This window comes from Christiangramia lutea (assembly GCF_022489035.1).
Taxonomy (GTDB): Bacteria; Bacteroidota; Bacteroidia; order Flavobacteriales; family Flavobacteriaceae; genus Christiangramia; species Christiangramia lutea.
In genome coordinates this window covers 144,594-162,854 of record NZ_JAKVTV010000001.1, presented here as the reverse complement: position 1 = coordinate 162,854, position 18,261 = coordinate 144,594, and the positions used below count along the sequence as shown (strand labels likewise).

Below are 18,261 nucleotides of genomic sequence, written 5' to 3'. Positions count from 1 at the left end.
TTACAACCAAAATTGAAAAGTAGAAAAAATGTTATGAACAGGAGATTGGGGCTGCGCATTATGAAACCTTAACTCAGAAAATAAACTAGCTATGCTCTAACGTCTGCGTAAGATTCGTTCATTTCGAACTGAACTTCGGCGAAGGGGCAAAGTGGGTCTATCTTCAGATCGTTTTCACGAGCAAATTCCACGCTCTTCTTTACCAGGCTGGAGCCAATACCCTGGTTTTCCATTTCTCTTTTAACCTCGGTATGGTCTATCGTAATAACGTTCTCTTCGCTTTTGTGATAGGTGAGTTCAGCAATTAGACCCTTTTCATTTTGGATGTAAAACATCCCCCGGCTATCATTTTCTTTATGCTTTATATCCATACCTATTTTTTAAAAATATCATCAACTATTCCATATTCCAGGGATTCTTTTGCATCCATCCAGTAATCCCGGTTAAAATCCTTTAAAACCTTGTCTACTGTTTGTCCGCAATTTTCAGCAAGTATCTCTGCACTAAGATGTTTTGTTTTAAGGATCTCATTCGCAGCAATTTCAATATTCGAAGCCTGCCCCCTCGCGCCACCACTAGGTTGGTGAATCATTACTTTTGCATGTGGCTGGATAAACCTTCTGCCTTTCTTACCGGCAGATAGTAGAATTGAACCCATAGAGGCGGCCAGTCCCGTGCAAATAGTTGAAACCGGAGCACCCAAACTCATTATTGTATCATAAATTGCAAACCCATCGGTTACATAGCCTCCTGGGCTGTTAATAAATAACTGAATTTCACCATCACCCTCAAGATCCAGATATTCCAACCTGTCAATCACATATTTGGCAGTTTTATCATTAACCTCGCCCCACATGTAGATCTTTCTTTTTTCAAGTAATTTGATGTCGATTAAATCCTGAATCTTACCGTCTTTATTTTTCATGAAATAGGTTTATGATGTGTTATTTCTTTTTTAAGTCGAAGCTAAAAATATGACTATTTTAGCAGAAAACAGAATCATGGAAGTGGCATTTAACAAGATTTTAAAGGAAGATTTTGCCGAAGTTTTACCTTATCTCAAGAAACTACATTCAAAGCCACCTGCAGAGTATATTTTAAAACAAAGACTTCTGGAAATGTTCGATCAGAATTATGAATGCTTTGGTATTTATCAAAAAGATAGATTAATAGGGGTTTTTGGTCTTTGGTTTATGACCCGGCACTATGCTGGAAGATGCTGTAAGGCAGATCACATTTACATTGAGGATAAATTTCAGAGGAAAGGTGTTGGAAAAGCATTGTTTCGGTTCGTGCATGAGTACGCGGAGTCAAAAGGTTGTGAGACAGTGGAGTTGAACTCCTATGTAGAGAATTTTAGTTCTCACAAATTTTACATGAATCTTGGGTATATAATCAGAGGCTATCATTTTTTAAAAAAGCTGTGATTTTTTTTGGTTTTTGAATATCAATCAGATTATATTTGCAGCCACAGGCGGGAGTAGCTCAGTTGGTAGAGCGTCAGCCTTCCAAGCTGAATGTCGCCGGTTCGAACCCGGTCTCCCGCTCAACAGCCTCATCGAAAGATGGGGCTTTTTTTATTGTGAATTTTAAGGTAGGCTAACGTATTTATTTTCAGTCAAAGAAAAATGTCGTAAAGTTTTGGCGGAAACTCCCGCTCAAAAAGCTTCATCGAAAGATGGAGTTTTTTTATACCTAACATTTGATATTTCAGATTGTTTAATGTTGTCCCATATTAGTGGTATCTACTGAGAATTGGTCTTTTTAAAGCTCATCTCTTTATCTAAGCAACATTTTGGTGATTCACGTCAAGCTGAACTTGTTTCAGCTTCTTCTAAAGAAATTTCGAAATTATGAAATTGCTAAAAATAGACTTGTTGGATTAATCCCATTAAAAAAGCCGGAAGATTTATTTCCGGCTTTTTATAAGTAGGGTTTAACAGTATATCTAACCGTTCATGGAGATTAGAAATTCTTCATTGTTGCGAGTGTTTCTAATTTTGTCATTTATGAATTCCATGGCTTCTACAGGATTCATATCTGCAAGATATTTTCTAAGCACCCACATTCTTTGAATCGTATTGTCATCTAAAAGAAGATCGTCTCTACGTGTACTTGATGAAACAAGATCGATCGCAGGGAATATTCTTCTGTTGGAAATTCTTCGGTCTAACTGAAGCTCCATGTTACCGGTTCCTTTAAATTCTTCGAAAATAACTTCGTCCATTTTAGAACCAGTTTCAGTTAATGCAGTTGCTATAATTGATAAAGAACCTCCGTTCTCAATATTACGGGCTGCCCCAAAGAATCTTTTTGGTTTATGTAGAGCGTTGGCATCAACACCACCACTCAATACCTTACCGCTGGCAGGCTGCACAGTATTGTATGCTCTGGCAAGTCTGGTAATTGAATCCAGAAGGATCACTACATCATGCCCACATTCTACCAGACGTTTTGCTTTTTCTAATACGATGTTTGCAACTCTAACGTGCTCGTGTGCCTCCTTATCAAAAGTTGAAGCTACAACTTCACCTTTTACATTTCGCTGCATGTCAGTTACCTCTTCAGGTCTTTCATCAATTAGAAGAACGATCTGGTATACTTCAGGATGGTTCGCTGCAATTGCATTAGCGATATCCTTTAGTAACATTGTTTTACCTGTCTTAGGTTGGGAAACTATCATTCCACGCTGACCTTTTCCAATAGGAGCGAAAAGATCCATTACTCTGGTAGAAAGAGAACTTTGCTTTTCTGCCAGGTTGAACTTGTCTTTAGGAAATAGAGGTGTAAGGTGTTCAAAGGAAACACGGTCTCTAACCACCTGTGGATCGAGTCCGTTAATCTTATTGATCTTGATTAAAGGGAAATATTTCTCTCCTTCTTTAGGAGGTCTAATTTGTCCCTGTACTGTATCCCCGGTCTTTAAACCGAAAAGTCTTATTTGTGATTGAGATACATAAATATCGTCAGGAGACGTAAGGTAGTTGTAATCTGAGGATCTTAGGAAACCATAATTGTCCTGCATGATATCCAGTACTCCTTCGCTCTCTATGATCGCATCAAATTCATAATCTGGCTCACGGTAACGATTCCTGTTATCGCGATTACCATTATTCTTTTTGTGGTCATTGCGGTTGTCATTACGGTTATCGTTGCGATTATCATTTCTGTTATCGTTACGATTGTCGTTCCTGTTGTCATTACGACCACCTCGATTGTCTTTTTTATTAGACTGATTTCTGTCCCGGTTATTATTATTCTTAGCCGGGGCGCTACTCTTTTTGTCGTCTTTCTGAGAAGAAGAATCTTTACCTGATGGCTTGGAATGTGAAGACTTTCCTGGCGAAGAAGATCTTGGAGGCCTCTTTTCGCTTCCTACTTTCGCTGGTTTGTTAGCTTTTTCTGGCTCCTGATTATCATCGGTAAGAACTTCTTTGACTTTTTTTGGGTTTGATGCCTGGTAGTCGAGTATCTGATATACCAAATCTAGCTTTTTTAATGTCTTGTACTTAGGAACATTCAGGGTCTCAGCGATTTCCTTAAGTTCAGGAAGCTTTTTAGCTTTTAATTCTGAAATTTCAAACATGTATGCGTTAAAATAATTTTCGTTTGGGTTGATTTTAAAACTTCTCGAGGAAGAACAAAAAGTTTGGAGACTTAAGTAACCAACGTTGAACGGGTTACGAATTGTTCCTGCAATAATACAACTTTATTTTGAACTTTTACTCTGTAATTCTAAAAAGAATCTTTTATTTTTGTCCCGCAATCGCAAGAAATATGCTTCAAAGAATACAGACTATTTACTTACTTTTAGCAGCTATAACGAGTGCTGGACTTATTTTCGTATTTTCGCTTTGGGAGAATTCTGTAGGTGAGTCTATATATGCCCAGGATGAGTTGATCGCTTTTGGGATGTTTATAGCATCGGCGGCAATTTCACTGGTAAGTATATTTATGTTTAAGAATAGAAAGCTTCAGTTTGTTCTGGGCCGACTTAATATAATATTGAACCTTTTTTTACTAGGAGTGTTTGTTTATTGGTCTCTAACTTTACCCGGAGAAATGGATATTTCAGAGAAGGGTATTGGGATGTTTCTTCCTATTATTTCTATCGTTTTTCTTGTTCTGGCCAATAAGGCCATCAAAAAGGACGAAGATCTCGTAAAATCTGTAGACCGATTACGATAAGCCTATCATCTTAGTAGTATTAGTGCGTGAAAAACCCGAAGTGAAAGCTTCGGGTTTTTTAATACCTCAAAATGGACTTAGAAATTGAATTAAAATTTATCCTCTATTCCAGTTCAATTACTTCAAGGTCACTTATGTCCTTTCCGTTGATCTTAAACCTCAACATGGTTCGTTTTTTATGAAACCCCTGCTTTCCTGCTGCTCCGGGATTCATGTGTAATAAATTTAGATTTTTATCGTTCATCACCTTTAAAATATGAGAATGACCGGAAATAAAGATCCTTGGTGGGTCTTTCCTGATATCCTCTCTAATGGCTGGTGAATACCTACCTGGATAACCGCCAATATGGGTGATCCAAACATCCACGTCTTCGCACATAAATCTATTATTCAACGGAAATTCCTTTCTAATTTCCGCATTATCGATATTTCCATATACCGCTTTTAAAGGGTTAATGATCTTAAGTTTATCTGTGACTTCCAGGTTTCCTATGTCTCCAGCATGCCAAATTTCATCTGCCTGCTCAGCATAATGAAGAATTCGATCGTCCATGTGTCCGTGGGTATCACTAAGTAGAAGTATTTTTTTCAAATTGAGATCAACATTTAAAATTCGTTTAACAAAGCAGGTTCTTTAAAGGCTTTATCCTTGTTATAATTGCCTTATCTTTGCATTTCGCTAATATAAAAAGAAAGCGGAGCTTGAGGTATTTTATAGAACTCTCATATTTTGGAAAAGCATATCATGGCTGGCAAAATCAGCCAGAATCGATAAGCGTTCAGGAAGTTCTGGAGCAGAATCTTAGCAAGGTACTTCGAAAAAAGATCGATATTGTTGGTGCCGGAAGAACCGATGCCGGAGTGCATGCAAAACAGATGTTCGCACATTTCGATTATGAAGAAGAGATCGATACGAAATTGCTGAAATATAAGTTGAATTCCATGCTGCCAAAAGATATCGCCATTTCTGATATTTTCAAGGTGAAGGATGAGGCTCATGCAAGGTTCGATGCTGTTTCCAGGAGTTACGAATATCATATTATTCAGGAAAAAGATGCATTTAGTGTTGATTTTGCCTGGTTCTTAAAGCATGAACTGAATCTTGAAAAAATGAATAAGGCGGCATCTGAACTGAAGGAATACACAGATTTTAAATGTTTTTCCAAAAGCAGAACAGATGTAAAGACCTATAATTGCAAAATAGAAGAGGCAAGGTGGGAATTAGATGGTAACAGGCTTGTTTTTCATATTACCGCCGATAGGTTTCTAAGGAATATGGTGAGGGCAGTGGTTGGAACACTTATTGAAATTGGCCAGGAAAAATATCCGGAATCTCATATTCATGAAGTGATTAAAAGCAGAGATCGTGGAAAAGCCGGGACATCGGTGCCGGCCCATGGATTATATTTAACCAGGATAGAATATCCTGAAAATATTAGAATATAGCAGATGGCATCAAAGACGGGAAATGCATTCGATATGGATCTTTTTAAGCGCTTGCTTAAATATACCAATCCTTATAAGCGAATTTTTTATTTCGTTGGGGTTGCGGCGATCCTGGTATCTCTTTTTGCTGTTTTAAGACCTATACTTTTACAGGAAACCATAGATGAAGCCTTGATGACTTCAGATTTTGAAAGTCTCATTTACTATGTAAGCCTTATGCTTGGTGTTCTGGTTCTTGAGGTGGTCTTTCAATTCTGCTTTATTTATTACGCCAACTGGCTTGGACTAAGTGTGGTAAGAGATATAAGGGTGAAGCTTTTCGAGCATATGCTCGGCTTTAAAATGAAGTATTACGACAAGTCTGCCGTAGGGAGGCTTGTTACCAGGGCGGTGAGTGATATTGAGACCATTGCCAGTATTTTTAGTCAGGGATTGTTCATGATCATTAGTGACCTCCTAAAAATGCTTGTAGTTCTTGGAGTGATGTTCTATAAAAGCTGGGAATTAACTTTACTGGTGTTAACAGTATTGCCATTCATTATATATGCCACACGCGTCTTTCAGAAGAAAATGAAACTGGCTTTTGAAGATGTGAGGACTCAGGTAGCCGACCTTAACACCTTTGTTCAGGAGCGAATTACAGGGATGAAGATTGTTCAGTTGTTTACCAGAGAAAAGACTGAATATGATAATTTCAGAAAGATCAATGATAAACACAGAAAAGCCTGGGTAAAAACGGTTTGGTATAACTCGATTTTCTTCCCTATTGCTGAAATGTCTTCTTCTATTACAATTGGTTTGATCGTTTGGTTTGGTGGATTAAGGGTAGTGGCAGGAGATGAAATGTCTCTTGGTATTATCGTAGCATTTATTGAATTATCCCAAATGCTCTTTAGGCCGTTAAGACAAATCGCTGATAAATTTAATACCCTGCAAATGGGAATGGTCGCGGCGAACAGAGTTTTCGGAATTCTGGATACGGAAGCCAGTATCGAGGATAAAGGAAGACTGGAGATTGATAATTTGAAAGGAGACATTGAATTTAAAGATGTAAGGTTTAGTTATGTTGAAGATGAAGAAGTTCTTAAGGGTATTTCTTTCAAAGTAAAAGAAGGGGAGACCGTCGCTATCGTAGGAGCAACAGGTGCTGGGAAATCGACCATTATTAATTTGCTTAGCAGGTTTTATGAAATAAATAGCGGTTCTATTCTGGTAGATGGTACAGATATTAAGGATATCAAGCTAAGTTCCTTACGAGAGCAAATTGCGGTGGTGCTTCAAAATGTTTTTCTTTTTGCAGATACCATCATGAACAATATCAATCTTGATAATCCTGATATTAAGGATGAGGATGTGATTAGGGCATCTAAACAAATAGGAATTCATGAATTTATTAGTTCGCTTCCTAACGGATACTATTACAACGTCAAGGAAAGAGGAGCCATGCTTTCTTCCGGTCAACGACAGCTAATTTCATTCCTACGTGCCTACGTGAGTAACCCTAGTATACTTGTCCTGGATGAGGCCACTTCATCTGTAGATTCCTATAGCGAGCAACTTATACAGGATGCGACAGATAGGATCACGGAAGGAAGGACTTCGATAGTGATCGCACACCGGCTGGCTACCATTAAAAAAGCAGATAAGATCATAGTTATGGATGCAGGTGAAATTGTGGAAATAGGAAGCCACAAAGAGCTGCTCAAAAAAACCGATGGTTATTACCGCAAGCTTTATGAAGTTCAGTTTAAGGCTGAGGAGGCTTTATAAAAGAATTTAACTAAGATCTTCTTTTAATTTTTCCTTTAGCTCCTCGTTGGTCTCGAACATTACAAACTGCCCGTCCCTAACATAGGAGATTTGCCCGGTCTCTTCACTTACTATAAGTGCAAGCGCATCTGTCTTTTCGGTAATTCCAACGGCAGCCCTGTGTCTTAAACCGAATCTCAACGGAATGGACCTGTCATTCGAAACAGGTAAAATCACCCTCGTAGCCGTGATCTTATTATCTTCGATGATCATGGCGCCATCATGTAACGGACTGTTCTTGAAAAAAATAGATTCTATGATGGGCTGGTTCAGCTCGATCTTCATTTCATCACCTGTATTCTTTACAAAATCGAGCTTATTATTTTTTTGAATGACCATTAATGCGCCGGTGTAGGTTTTACCCATAGCCTCACAGGCATCGATGATCGCATCTATATCTGTTTTCGAGTCGAAATCTTCACGACTAAACTTAAAACTCTTAAAGAACTTTCCCTTCTGGGTAAAATTTGTGGAACCAATCATCAACAGGAATTTCCTGATCTCCTGCTGAAAAACTACGATTAAGGCAAACACACCCACCCCAATGAACTCGCCTAAAACGCTGCTCAACAATTCCATTTGAAGCAGCTGGGTAAGGAGCCAGGCCAGGTAGATCACTACAATTCCTATGAAAATATTCACGGCCGCAGTACCACGTACAAGTTTATAAACATAGTAGAGTAGTAGTGCTACAAAAACAATATCCAGAATATCGAGAATTCGAAGATCTATGATGTCCAAATTGCGGGGGTTTTATGTAAAAATAGAAAAACTAAAATTAGTTAGATAATTCACTGGTTAATTTGATGCATTCCATAGCTTCCTTAACGTCATGAACTCTTAAAATATTTGCTCCTTTCTGCAATGCTAAAGTGTTTAAAACAGTAGTTCCGTTTAGGGCTTCATTTGCTGAAATTTGCAATTTTTTCCAGATCATACTTTTCCTGGATATCCCGATGAGTATTGGTAGCTCTAAAATTCTAAACAGTTGCAGTTTTGACAAAAGCTCAAAATTCTGGTCGGCATTTTTGGCAAACCCAAATCCGGGATCAACTATTAGATCATTTAAGCCAATATTTCTGGCAGCTTTTATCCTTTCAGAAAAATAGATAAGCACATCGGCAGTGAGATCTTCATACTGGTTTAGGTTTTTCATGGTTTGCGGAGTGCCTTTCATGTGCATCATGATATAAGGAACCTGATATTTAGCAATAATTTCTAGCATTCCGTCATCAAGTAGACCTGCCGAAATATCGTTAATGATCGCGGCACCAGCATTCAGGCTTTTTTCGGCAACTTCAGCTCTAAAGGTGTCAATGGAAAGGATCGCATCTGGAAATTCTTTCAAGATAAGTTCTATAACCGGCATCATTCGCTGCAATTCTTCCTCTACCGGAATATCATCGGCTCCAGGTCTTGAACTGTAAGCTCCCAGGTCAAGAAAGGTCGCTCCTTCTTTCAGCATGTTTTCTGTGTTTTCAAGGATTTCACGGTCTGAATTGGACCTGCTTCCGCTATAAAACGAATCGGGCGTGATATTTATGATTCCCATAACCTTAGGTTTCGACAGGTCGATGAGATTTCCTTTACAGTTAATGAGCATTTCGGTATTTAGGTTTTTCGTGAGCCTGGAAATTAACTTTTGACTATCTGAAATATTTGCCCGAAATTTACGCAAATTACATCTACTTCATGCAGGATACCTCAAAACAATACGATGCGGTGGTCGCAGTTTGCCGCAGTTTGTTTCTAAATAAAATGAAAGATTACGGCTGTGCCTGGAGAATTTTAAGGTTGCCGTCTCTTACCGACCAGATCTTTATAAAAGCTCAGCGTATTAGGCAATTACAGGAAAGTGAAGTGCGAAAAGTAGATGAAGATGAAAAATCTGAATTCATAGGTATCATCAATTATTCTGTAATGGCGCTAATCCAGCTGGAGAAAGGAATCGCCGATCAGCCGGATCTTTCGCCCGCAGATGCTATTAAGCTATATGATGAGAAGATCTCTGAAACTAAAAAATTAATGATGAACAAAAATCACGATTATGGTGAAGCCTGGCGTGATATGAGAATTAGTTCATTAACCGATCTTATTATTCAAAAACTGCTCAGAGTAAAACAAATCGAAGATAATAAAGGTAAAACTCTGGTTAGCGAAGGTATAGATGCCAACTACCAGGACATGATCAATTATTCGGTATTTGCCATGATCCATTTTAGCGAGGCCGAAGAAAATACCGCAGCCAAAAACTAATATAAATGAAAGCAATTGTAAGTATTGCCAGAATACTGGTAGGAGTTCTTTTTATTTTTTCAGGATTTATAAAACTTAACGATCCTGTTGGCTTCTCTTATAAATTGCAGGAATATTTCAGCGAACCGGTCCTGGATATCACTTTCCTCATTCCCTTCGCCCTTATCATAGCGATCTTGATCGTGATATTTGAACTTGTTGTGGGGATCATGTTGCTCATTGGTTATGCTCCGAAATTTACGAGTTGGAGCCTGCTTTTAATGATCGTCTTTTTTACATTTCTTACCTTTTATTCAGCATATTATAATAAGGTGACCGATTGTGGGTGTTTTGGGGATGCGATCCCGTTAACTCCATGGGAGTCCTTTTATAAGGATGTAATTCTTCTAGTTCTCATCCTTGTGATCTTCTTCAATCAAAAATATATCAATCCTATCTTTCCGGTGAAGTATCACAAGTGGGTAATATTTGCTTCTTTCATGGCCTGCTTTGCCTTTTGTTATCACGTACTGATGCATTTGCCTATGATGGATTTCAGACCCTATAAAATTGGAAATAATATTCCTGAAAAGATGCAATTACCGGAAGGAGCAGAAAAAGCCGAAGTGATCTATAGCTGGAAATTTAATGTGAATGGCGAAGAAAAGGTCATTCAGAACAATGGCGCATATCCACAGGTAGACGGAGAATTCGTAGGAGTGGAAACTTCCCAGACCGGTGAAAACGCCATTCCTCCCATTCATGATTTTGTGATCGAGGGAGACGAAGGGGATATCACCCAGGAAGTGCTTTCTGCTGAAAAGGTGCTTTTGATCGTTACTTATAACCTAAGAGTTACTGAAATAGATGGTTATGATGCCGTAAAATCTTTAAGCGAAGAAGCTTTGCAAAAAGGTTATAAGGTTATAGGGCTTACTGCTTCCGGAACCGATCTTCAGGAAAAATTGAAAAAGGAATTTAATCTTAACTTCGATTTTTATCAAACAGATGAGACCGCCTTAAAGACCATCGTGAGATCCAATCCAGGTTTTCTTACTTTGAATCAGGGTACGATAACCCAGAAAAAACACTGGTTCGACGCTTCAGATATCGAATTATAATTTTCAGCAGGAACTTTTAAAAACTTACTAAAAATATAAGGTTTGGCTTTGGTTTAAGAGTCAATCATTTCTCCTTTCCTTATATTTGCTAGCGTTGTGTTTAGAGACACAATGAACATTACTATCGAACCAAAAATTACAATTATGAGAGATAAAATAGTTGCCGGAAACTGGAAAATGAATAACGATCTTGCCGAGACAGAAGAATTACTTGGTAAATTAAAACTTCAGATGGTAAAAGATCCTGAAGCTACAGTTATGGTAGCACCTTCTTTCACCAATTTATATCCTACGTTTCAGGCTTTGAAAGGGACTCCTGTAATAGTGGCTGCCCAGAATATGCATGAAAATGATAAGGGAGCTTACACCGGCGAAGTTTCAGCAGCAATGCTTAAAAGTGTTGGTGTAACCACAGTGATTTTGGGACATAGTGAGCGCAGGGCTTATTTCAATGAAAATGGGGAAATCCTGGCCAAGAAAGTAAATGCCGCTATAGATAATGAAATGACGGTAATTTTCTGTTTCGGTGAAGAGCTTGAAGATAGAAAGAGTGGAAAGCATTTTGACCTGGTAGAGACTCAGTTAAGAGAGGCGCTTTTTAATCTTCCGCAGAGTGCTTGGAAGAATATTATCCTGGCCTATGAACCGGTTTGGGCAATTGGAACAGGAGAAACCGCCAGCCCGGAGCAGGCTCAGGAAATGCATAAGCATATTAGAAACCTGCTTGAGAAAAATGTTGGAAAGGAAGTAGCTTCAAATACCTCTATTCTTTATGGGGGAAGTGTGAAACCGAATAATGCGAAAGAGATTTTTGCGAAGGAAGATGTAGACGGTGGTCTTATTGGAGGAGCAAGCCTTAACGCAGTAGATTTTGTTCAGATTGTAAATTCATTCTAATAATGGCAGGGAATTATCTTGAATTTCATTTTAATATAGAGCCGGTTCAGCCCGCTTCTGAAATTCTGATTGCCGAACTTGGATACCTCGGCTTTGAAAGTTTTGTGGAAAACGAAGATGGTATTACAGCTTATATCCCTGAAGAAGAATATGAAGAGGACATCCTGGCAGGAGTACATATACTGCAGTCTGAAGATTTCAAGATCACCTATGATCTAAAGGAGATCGAAAGGGTGAACTGGAATGAAGAATGGGAAAAGAACTTTTCACCGATCCTTGTAGAGGATATTTGTAGCGTAAGAGCGCCATTTCATGAAAAGCCAGATACAGAATTCGATATTGTTATAGAGCCTAAAATGTCATTTGGGACTGGACATCATGCGACCACTCATATGATGATTCAGCATATCCTTAAAAATGAATGGACAGAAAAGTCTGTCCTGGATATGGGATGTGGTACCGGTGTACTGGCCATTCTTACTGCGATGAAAGGGGCTAAAACCATTGATGCCATTGATATCGATAACTGGTGTTATTTGAATACTCTGGAAAATATCAGCACGAATGATTGTGAGCATATTAATGTGGAAGAGGGCGGAGCAGAGCTGCTCGAAGGGCGTGAATATGATGTGATCCTTGCTAACATTAACCGTAATATTCTACTTCGGGATTTGCCGGTTTATGGTAACAGCCTGAAGGCCGAAGGAGATCTGTACTTGAGTGGTTTCTATAAAGGAGATCTACCTGCTATAAAAAAAGCCTGTGAAAAGATTGGTTTGAAGTATATAGAAAATTTTGAAAAAAATGAATGGATCGCTGCAAAATTTTCACGCTGAAATTTTTATCATTAATTTGTATATTTAGACTTTTTTGAAAGAGAAATGTTTGGAAGATGAGCACGAAAGAAGAATTATTAGAGAAGGTTGAAGTAAAGACCAAAAAGAAAAAACAAAACGAGATTGTATTATATAATGATGATTATAACACTTTTGATCATGTTATAGAAACACTTATTTATGCCTGTGACCATACTCCAGAACAGGCAGAACAATGTTCCATCCTGGTTCATTATAAAGGAAAATGTACGGTAAAAACCGGTTCTTACGAAGATTTAAAGCCCAGATGTTCTAAAATACTAGATGCCGGTTTAAGTGCAGAAATCGTTTAATTTTTAACGTTTTTAAGTATTTTCTTACAATTTAACTTTTGTTACCCTATCAAACCCATAGATTTTACTAAGTTGTTGTCATAAGTACCCCAAACACTTAAACTTACTTATGAAAACAATTAAACTATTTACCTTGTTTATGGCGGTTGCCGTAATTTCTTCTTGTGAAAAAGACCAGGTTTCTGAAATAACTTCAGATAATATGGTGCAGGAGGAACCAGAAATTTCGAATCAGTTACGCCAAAAAGTTTCTGATCTTAATTTCAATTCAAAGCATATTAAAAAGAACAATATGTTATTACCTGATGGAAGCTTTATTGAAAACTATCTAATTGAAGGTGATATTGCCATGTCCCAGGAGCAAATGAATACCATGTCATCTGCTTCAATAACAGATAAGCAGTATCGTACCTACAACCTGGTTAGTACACCCAGAACAGTAAATGTTATTGGGTACACTGGCGGTTCTCAGGCCTTAACCAATAAACAAAGAAATGCTTTAAGCTGGTCTATCGATAATTATAATGCTCTTAATATCGGGATCACTTTTACTCTAACTTTTGGAACCAATTATGGCCCTTATGATATCGTTGTATATCAGAACCCTAACGAACAGGCTGGCGGAGTTGCCGGTTTCCCTAGCAATGGAAATCCTTACAAGTACGTTCAGATCTATTCAGGTATGGAAGCATACAGTACCAATACTAATGAGCATGTAATTACACATGAAATTGGACATTCTGTTGGGCTTCGTCATACCGACTGGTTTAGCAGACAAAGTTGTGGACAGTCTGGTGAAAGTGCAAATCCTGATGGAGCTGTACATATTCCTGGAACCCCAACAGGATATGATTCAACTTCTGTTATGCTTGCCTGTTTTGGAGCCAATGAAGATGGAGAATTTGGATCTAATGATGTTACAGCCCTTAACTACCTATACTAAATAAAATAACCCGGGTACTTATTATAAAGGCGGTAACCCCGCCTTTATTTTTTTATTTACTTTTTTCTGAAAAGGGTTTTTAGTTTTAGAATAATGATTTATATTTGCACCCGCTTTGCAGAATAGTAAAGCTTTATTGATAAGGCCTCGTGGCGCAACTGAATAGCGCATCTGATTACGGCTCAGAAGGTTCCAGGTTTGAATCCTGGCGAGGTCACAACGAAATACTAAATTTGACTATTCAAGTCTATAAAACCTCGCTAAAAGCGGGGTTTTTTGTTTTCTAGTTTACCCAAATTACGTCAAATTACGTCAAAATTATTATCCCTATAGTTATCCCTTCGATTCCCAAAACCGGGAAAATTCTTATAATTTTAAACTTTAACATTTCCCCAAAACCCTTATTGCCACTGGGATTGCTTTGAATTTTGTAAATATTCGTAGAACTTTAGTGTGAAGAAAAAAAACGTTCCGAGGTATAAGTAAGATGAACGTAAAATTTATACTATGAAATATTCTTATTCTGTAAAAACGATTTTGAGAAAGGACAAAACGAAGAAAGATGGTACATGCCCCTTGTATTACCAAATTATTCTAAATTCTGATTTGTTGAGATTGCCAGTAGGAAAATCTTTGAAGCCAACTGATTGGGATTCTAAAAAATCTTATCCAAAGGGGATGAAGCTCAGTAAGCTTAAACGTAACTTAGAAAAGAGAGAACAATCTTTTAAAGACTTTATAACCGACTGTGAATTACAGGATAAGGATATTAGTCTAGAGATGATTAAAAATTTCTATAATGGAAGCGGTACAAAGGATTTTTATGTTCATTTTGAAAAGTTCTGTAAAAAGAAATTTAGAACTATTAAACCGGGAACTCAATATCATTATAAGTAATTAGGTAAGCAACTAAAGAAATATAAAGCTAATCTAAGTGTTAGTGATTTGGATTATGCATTCTTTTCAGATTTTTTCGAGTACTTAAAGGATGAAGGAATTGGCCCAAGTGGAATAGCTACTAGAAGAAAAACCCTAATATGCACTTTAGAGGAATTTATTCGTTTAGACTTGCTAAGCAAAAATTACTGTAAACTTATTCCTAAGCCAAAGGAAAATGTTAGAGAGGAATATTTGGATGTAAAGGAAATTTCACGTTTAAGGAAGCTCGATCTTAATATAGGTTCTATGGAGCCAGGATTAAATTTAACTAGGGATTTATTTCTATTTAGTTGCTATACAGGGTTAAGATATTCCGATGTAATTTCAATTAATAAAGAACAATTTAAAGATAATTATATTGAATTAAGGATGAAAAAAACCAGTAAGAAAATAAAGATTTTCCTTAAAAGTGAAGTGGTTGCTTTGATAATGAAATACAAAAGTTCTTATCGTAAAACGCTTTTTCCTTATCGATCTAATGTTGCGGTTAACAGAGATTTGAAACTTTTGGCAAGATGGTCTAAAATAAATAAAAGAGTAAGCTTTCATACAGGGCGTCATACCTTTGGATCATTATTGGCTAATAATAATGTTCCAGCTTCTCATATTATGAAACTTATGGGGCATGGGAGTATGGATATGACTGGAAGGTATTTGAATAGTGATGATGATACTTTAGAGAAGTCTGTAATGAGCGTAAGCTTTACTGAATAAATTATCTATTTTAGCTTTATGAAATAATGTATAAAGAACATATTAAGAAGCGTTAGCTTTTACTTGTCCCTTCAAAACCGCCAATTTTAGAATTCCGACAGATGTAATAGTTGAACGCTCACGCTACGGCGTGGGCTGTTCCTATTTGTCGGATGAGTGCTTGGCGGTACTTGAAGGGCGTAGGATTCAGTTCCACGCTTTTTTTTAAACATTTATAAAATGAAAAAACTTGTAATATTACTTATTTGTTTAAATTTTTATCAGGGTTTTGGACAATCTTATGAAAATGGCTTAAATAGAGAGGAGGTTGTAGCATTCTCCTTCGACCTTATTGATGAATTCTATCGATATGGAGGTATGACTGAAAAGATTGCTGAGTGGCTAAATATTAGTACAGAGAATGAGTTTAAGAAGATTATTCCAGAATTTACTAATCCAAATAATAGGAACGTCAGAGATAAGATCTTAAGTGGAATTGCTGAAGATTTGTGTATTTACATTGATAACTGTGAGCCAAATCTTTATGCCATAACCAGAAATGTTGATCAAGCTAAATATTGGTCAAATTATATAATCGAAAATTATTTTGAAATTCCCGAAGAAAAAACTGAGAAGATATCTGAAAATAAATTTAGATATATTCAAGGATGGGTACTGGAAAATGAAAATAGTGAACTTCAATTTTTGATAGCTGGAAAAATAGATTCAGATGAATGTTTGTTAAGAATAAGGTATAAGGAGAAGAGTTATATAGCTAAAACCTGTAATGATTATGAAGGTAAAGCGATTTTAGTCAATGAGGATGGTCAAGAGATAAAAATTAATTTTTCTATTCCTGAAATGGTTAGTCCTATGATTGATATTGAGGGAACGTCAAAAAGATTTGACTTTGTCGATGTTTTAGATGAAATTAAACTTGAAGAATCTGATTACCGTCATCTTTTAGAATTTAATGTGCCACGAATAGATAGATTTTAAGAAGATCAATAATTATAGCAGAGATAGAATAAAAAACATACCAAACCTTCAATTTTTAGATTAAAGAGACCGCCGATTGGGCGGTTTTTTGTTTTAACTTTTTTTTAACAGGATTCTGCTGTACAATAAAAGTGTTTACGTGTATTAGGTAGATATAAACTTAATACAAAAAAAGATGAAAAAATTAGATTACAATTCTAAAGAGAGTATCAAAAATTTTAAAATTTTTATTCTGAATCGATCAAATGAGGATAAAAGAAAAAACAAAGAATTTAGAGAGAAATATAAAGAGAAATTTGATCAAGAACTCAAAAGAGAAATCGAAAGTTTGAGGGATTCATTCAAAACGAAACTTTATGAAATTAAAAGAAAGGATGATATTCTAACGCCAAAAGAGATTGAGCGCCAGTTAAAAATTTCTCGTAAAACTTTTGATCGTTGGGCTAATGACGGTCTAAGGACTATGCAAAGAAGTCCGGGCTCATCTATCAGAGTAAAAAGAGAAGAATTGGAAATTTATCTAAATGAGAAAGGCTATGATGGACTATTTTAAATCAAAAGGGGAAATACCAGAATTTTATTTAGATCCATACTGTAACGTAAAATTGATATATGGAAATAAAAATAAAGAAGGTAAGGTTTGGATTATAGAAATCTATAATCATAATCTAACAGAAATTTTAGAGGTAAAAATTAAACAAACTCCAAATGGATGTAAAATATTCCTTGAAGGGAATTTGAGAAAATGGAAATATGGAGGCAAAAATGCAGTTAATGATTTGTCATATTCAGCTTATTGCGAGTGTGTGGAATTGATTTCAAAAAGATTAGGTGTAGATTCGAAATTTATTTACGAATTAGAATTGAATTACATCGAAATTGGAGGTAATATTAAATTGCCAAGTGCATACGACAGATTTATCCCCTGCTTGACAAGCTACCCAGAATTAACAATTGAAAGATGGAGTGCTTCTTCTGTTTATTTTAAAGGCGCAAAGTATCGATTGATTTTTTATGATAAATTGCTTGAGATGAAGGATAGGCGTATAATTTCAGGAAAAGTAGCAGATAGATTGAGAAAGCATCTTTTTATATTAAGATTTGAAATTAAAATAAATGCTAAATCAGGTTATCGGAAGAAAAAAGAGATTCGAACCTTTAAAAGCTTTAAGGATAATTGGAACGATTTAATTGAAGATTGGAAATCTAGCTTTTATAAAGCAAAAATATGCGACCTTTTTTCTGATTCGAAACGTGTCGAAAGAAATGAACTAAATCCACTTGAGACTAAAAACTATCATAATTTTCTTTTTACTAAAAAAGTAGGTGTCGACCGTGCTCTGTATACATTTCAATATTTTTCTAAGAATCGTAAAAGTGAAATGGTTAATTATATTCAAGAGTTACACGAACATTTTACGAAGGGTGATAAATGGCATTTTTATAATAATGTTTTAATTGCAGTTAGTAATAAAAAGGATAGCCTACTTATTAAAAATTATTCTACTTAATAAGGAGAAGACTACTACGATTATTGTACTATAGATATATATATACTTAAAGGCGAATTTCACACGGGATAAAGTAAAAATTAGAATAGGTTTAAACACGGGGATACACGTACTGGTTTGAAAACTGGTTACTTGTATTCTCTTCCACATTTTAATCACTTTCTAATGACTTTAAAAACTTTTGAAACACCTATTGCTGGTAATAACTTAAATAAGGTTTATTACATCTTAATTTTAATTTAATAAGTTCATAGAACATGAGCTATTAATCGTGAATTAAATTGTTAAAAAAAACTTCATTTTTGATTTAAT

The 18,261-nt window shown here is 36.3% G+C and carries 21 protein-coding genes, 2 tRNA genes and 1 pseudogene; 18 read left to right on the top strand and 6 right to left on the bottom strand.

The annotated features are described in order from the left end of the window. Positions 1 to 89 precede the first annotated feature (89 nt). Positions 90 to 371: a GNAT family N-acetyltransferase gene (locus ML462_RS00810; RefSeq protein WP_240711830.1), complete on the bottom strand. Its 282-nt coding sequence runs from the start codon at positions 369 to 371 to the stop codon at positions 90 to 92. Positions 372 to 373: 2 nt separating this feature from the next. Then, positions 374 to 925, bottom strand: coding sequence for a ClpP family protease (locus ML462_RS00805; protein WP_240711829.1), 552 nt, complete (start codon positions 923 to 925; stop codon positions 374 to 376). Positions 926 to 974: 49 nt separating this feature from the next. Here ML462_RS00805 and ML462_RS00800 point away from each other — a divergent pair, with 49 nt between their 5' ends. Together ML462_RS00800 and ML462_RS00795 are read left to right on the top strand one after the other, a co-directional pair. Further along, the gene (locus ML462_RS00800; protein WP_240711828.1) at positions 975 to 1,427 is read left to right on the top strand and encodes a GNAT family N-acetyltransferase; all 453 of its coding nucleotides are present in this window, start codon (positions 975 to 977) and stop codon (positions 1,425 to 1,427) included. A 47-nt stretch (positions 1,428 to 1,474) separates the two neighbouring features. Continuing rightward, positions 1,475 to 1,547: transfer RNA gene (locus ML462_RS00795), tRNA-Gly, on the top strand. A 401-nt stretch (positions 1,548 to 1,948) separates the two neighbouring features. Here the strand turns inward: ML462_RS00795 and rho are convergent. Then, on the bottom strand, positions 1,949 to 3,586 hold the full coding sequence (gene rho / locus ML462_RS00790) for a transcription termination factor Rho (protein ID WP_240711827.1): 1,638 nt from the start codon (positions 3,584 to 3,586) through the stop codon (positions 1,949 to 1,951). Positions 3,587 to 3,777: 191 nt separating this feature from the next. Here rho and ML462_RS00785 point away from each other — a divergent pair, with 191 nt between their 5' ends. Then, the gene (locus ML462_RS00785) at positions 3,778 to 4,188 is read left to right on the top strand and encodes a DUF4293 domain-containing protein (protein ID WP_240711826.1); all 411 of its coding nucleotides are present in this window, start codon (positions 3,778 to 3,780) and stop codon (positions 4,186 to 4,188) included. A 103-nt stretch (positions 4,189 to 4,291) separates the two neighbouring features. Here the strand turns inward: ML462_RS00785 and ML462_RS00780 are convergent, their stop codons facing one another. After that, on the bottom strand, positions 4,292 to 4,780 hold the full coding sequence (locus ML462_RS00780; RefSeq protein ID WP_240711825.1) for a metallophosphoesterase family protein: 489 nt from the start codon (positions 4,778 to 4,780) through the stop codon (positions 4,292 to 4,294). A gap of 110 nt (positions 4,781 to 4,890) precedes the next feature. On the opposite strand from ML462_RS00780, the gene truA reads away from it, so the two are divergent. Beyond that, entirely contained in the window at positions 4,891 to 5,634 is a 744-nt protein-coding gene (truA, locus tag ML462_RS00775) for a tRNA pseudouridine(38-40) synthase TruA (protein ID WP_240711824.1), read from the top strand. Positions 5,635 to 5,637: 3 nt separating this feature from the next. Further along, positions 5,638 to 7,404: an ABC transporter ATP-binding protein gene (locus ML462_RS00770; protein WP_240711823.1), complete on the top strand. Its 1,767-nt coding sequence runs from the start codon at positions 5,638 to 5,640 to the stop codon at positions 7,402 to 7,404. 6 nt (positions 7,405 to 7,410) lie between these two features. Here the strand turns inward: ML462_RS00770 and cdaA are convergent, their stop codons facing one another. Then, the gene (cdaA, locus tag ML462_RS00765) at positions 7,411 to 8,184 is read right to left on the bottom strand and encodes a diadenylate cyclase CdaA (RefSeq protein ID WP_240711822.1); all 774 of its coding nucleotides are present in this window, start codon (positions 8,182 to 8,184) and stop codon (positions 7,411 to 7,413) included. Between the two features lie 37 nt (positions 8,185 to 8,221). Then, positions 8,222 to 9,046 (bottom strand): dihydropteroate synthase, encoded by an 825-nt coding sequence (gene folP / locus ML462_RS00760; RefSeq protein WP_240711821.1) that lies wholly within the window; start codon positions 9,044 to 9,046, stop codon positions 8,222 to 8,224. A gap of 89 nt (positions 9,047 to 9,135) precedes the next feature. Between folP and ML462_RS00755 the strand changes: the two genes are divergently transcribed. The 13 genes and pseudogenes from ML462_RS00755 (at position 9,136) to ML462_RS00700 (ending at position 17,949) form a co-directional block, all read left to right on the top strand. Further along, positions 9,136 to 9,699 carry a DUF1599 domain-containing protein gene (locus ML462_RS00755; protein WP_240711820.1) on the top strand — a complete coding sequence of 188 codons (564 nt, stop codon included), beginning with the start codon at positions 9,136 to 9,138 and terminating at the stop codon, positions 9,697 to 9,699. Between the two features lie 5 nt (positions 9,700 to 9,704). Next, positions 9,705 to 10,799 (top strand): BT_3928 family protein, encoded by a 1,095-nt coding sequence (locus ML462_RS00750; protein ID WP_240711819.1) that lies wholly within the window; start codon positions 9,705 to 9,707, stop codon positions 10,797 to 10,799. Between the two features lie 144 nt (positions 10,800 to 10,943). Further along, positions 10,944 to 11,696: a triose-phosphate isomerase gene (gene tpiA / locus ML462_RS00745; protein WP_240711818.1), complete on the top strand. Its 753-nt coding sequence runs from the start codon at positions 10,944 to 10,946 to the stop codon at positions 11,694 to 11,696. 2 nt (positions 11,697 to 11,698) lie between these two features. Beyond that, positions 11,699 to 12,532 carry a 50S ribosomal protein L11 methyltransferase gene (prmA, locus tag ML462_RS00740; protein WP_240711817.1) on the top strand — a complete coding sequence of 278 codons (834 nt, stop codon included), beginning with the start codon at positions 11,699 to 11,701 and terminating at the stop codon, positions 12,530 to 12,532. Between the two features lie 56 nt (positions 12,533 to 12,588). Next, positions 12,589 to 12,864: an ATP-dependent Clp protease adaptor ClpS gene (locus ML462_RS00735; protein WP_240711816.1), complete on the top strand. Its 276-nt coding sequence runs from the start codon at positions 12,589 to 12,591 to the stop codon at positions 12,862 to 12,864. A gap of 109 nt (positions 12,865 to 12,973) precedes the next feature. Beyond that, entirely contained in the window at positions 12,974 to 13,807 is an 834-nt protein-coding gene (locus ML462_RS00730; RefSeq protein WP_240711815.1) for a M57 family metalloprotease, read from the top strand. Positions 13,808 to 13,950: 143 nt separating this feature from the next. Continuing rightward, a tRNA-Arg gene (locus tag ML462_RS00725) sits at positions 13,951 to 14,024 on the top strand. Between the two features lie 290 nt (positions 14,025 to 14,314). Beyond that, positions 14,315 to 14,704, top strand: a complete 390-nt coding sequence (locus ML462_RS00720; RefSeq protein ID WP_240711814.1) for an Arm DNA-binding domain-containing protein — start codon at positions 14,315 to 14,317, stop codon at positions 14,702 to 14,704. Between the two features lie 18 nt (positions 14,705 to 14,722). Beyond that, positions 14,723 to 14,881 (top strand): annotated as a pseudogene (locus tag ML462_RS16040) (hypothetical protein); the annotation flags it as partial. A 111-nt stretch (positions 14,882 to 14,992) separates the two neighbouring features. Continuing rightward, on the top strand, positions 14,993 to 15,460 hold the full coding sequence (locus tag ML462_RS00715) for a site-specific integrase (RefSeq protein ID WP_262914730.1): 468 nt from the start codon (positions 14,993 to 14,995) through the stop codon (positions 15,458 to 15,460). Positions 15,461 to 15,679: 219 nt separating this feature from the next. Next, the gene (locus tag ML462_RS00710; RefSeq protein ID WP_240711812.1) at positions 15,680 to 16,438 is read left to right on the top strand and encodes a hypothetical protein; all 759 of its coding nucleotides are present in this window, start codon (positions 15,680 to 15,682) and stop codon (positions 16,436 to 16,438) included. 175 nt (positions 16,439 to 16,613) lie between these two features. Beyond that, positions 16,614 to 16,991 carry a helix-turn-helix domain-containing protein gene (locus ML462_RS00705; RefSeq protein WP_240711811.1) on the top strand — a complete coding sequence of 126 codons (378 nt, stop codon included), beginning with the start codon at positions 16,614 to 16,616 and terminating at the stop codon, positions 16,989 to 16,991. Next, complete coding sequence (locus ML462_RS00700) at positions 16,963 to 17,949, top strand: hypothetical protein (RefSeq protein WP_240711810.1); 987 nt, start codon at positions 16,963 to 16,965, stop codon at positions 17,947 to 17,949. The genes ML462_RS00705 and ML462_RS00700 overlap by 29 nt, the downstream gene beginning before the upstream one ends. Positions 17,950 to 18,261 lie beyond the last annotated feature (312 nt).

Excerpts from the sequence above, each read along its gene's own strand:
- ML462_RS00710 (WP_240711812.1), top strand. The coding sequence starts at position 15,680 with ATGAAAAAACTTGTAATATTACTTATTTGTTTAAATTTTTATCAGGGT.
- folP (WP_240711821.1), bottom strand. The coding sequence starts at position 9,046 with ATGCTCATTAACTGTAAAGGAAATCTCATCGACCTGTCGAAACCTAAG.
- ML462_RS00755 (WP_240711820.1), top strand. The coding sequence starts at position 9,136 with ATGCAGGATACCTCAAAACAATACGATGCGGTGGTCGCAGTTTGCCGC.
- ML462_RS00715 (WP_262914730.1), top strand. The coding sequence starts at position 14,993 with ATGGAGCCAGGATTAAATTTAACTAGGGATTTATTTCTATTTAGTTGC.
- ML462_RS00705 (WP_240711811.1), top strand. The coding sequence starts at position 16,614 with ATGAAAAAATTAGATTACAATTCTAAAGAGAGTATCAAAAATTTTAAA.
- prmA (WP_240711817.1), top strand. The coding sequence starts at position 11,699 with ATGGCAGGGAATTATCTTGAATTTCATTTTAATATAGAGCCGGTTCAG.
- ML462_RS00720 (WP_240711814.1), top strand. The coding sequence starts at position 14,315 with ATGAAATATTCTTATTCTGTAAAAACGATTTTGAGAAAGGACAAAACG.
- ML462_RS00700 (WP_240711810.1), top strand. The coding sequence starts at position 16,963 with ATGAGAAAGGCTATGATGGACTATTTTAAATCAAAAGGGGAAATACCA.
- ML462_RS00810 (WP_240711830.1), bottom strand. The coding sequence starts at position 371 with ATGGATATAAAGCATAAAGAAAATGATAGCCGGGGGATGTTTTACATC.
- tpiA (WP_240711818.1), top strand. The coding sequence starts at position 10,944 with ATGAGAGATAAAATAGTTGCCGGAAACTGGAAAATGAATAACGATCTT.
- ML462_RS00805 (WP_240711829.1), bottom strand. The coding sequence starts at position 925 with ATGAAAAATAAAGACGGTAAGATTCAGGATTTAATCGACATCAAATTA.
- ML462_RS00800 (WP_240711828.1), top strand. The coding sequence starts at position 975 with ATGACTATTTTAGCAGAAAACAGAATCATGGAAGTGGCATTTAACAAG.
- ML462_RS00730 (WP_240711815.1), top strand. The coding sequence starts at position 12,974 with ATGAAAACAATTAAACTATTTACCTTGTTTATGGCGGTTGCCGTAATT.
- ML462_RS00750 (WP_240711819.1), top strand. The coding sequence starts at position 9,705 with ATGAAAGCAATTGTAAGTATTGCCAGAATACTGGTAGGAGTTCTTTTT.
- rho (WP_240711827.1), bottom strand. The coding sequence starts at position 3,586 with ATGTTTGAAATTTCAGAATTAAAAGCTAAAAAGCTTCCTGAACTTAAG.
- ML462_RS00770 (WP_240711823.1), top strand. The coding sequence starts at position 5,638 with ATGGCATCAAAGACGGGAAATGCATTCGATATGGATCTTTTTAAGCGC.
- ML462_RS00735 (WP_240711816.1), top strand. The coding sequence starts at position 12,589 with ATGAGCACGAAAGAAGAATTATTAGAGAAGGTTGAAGTAAAGACCAAA.
- ML462_RS00785 (WP_240711826.1), top strand. The coding sequence starts at position 3,778 with ATGCTTCAAAGAATACAGACTATTTACTTACTTTTAGCAGCTATAACG.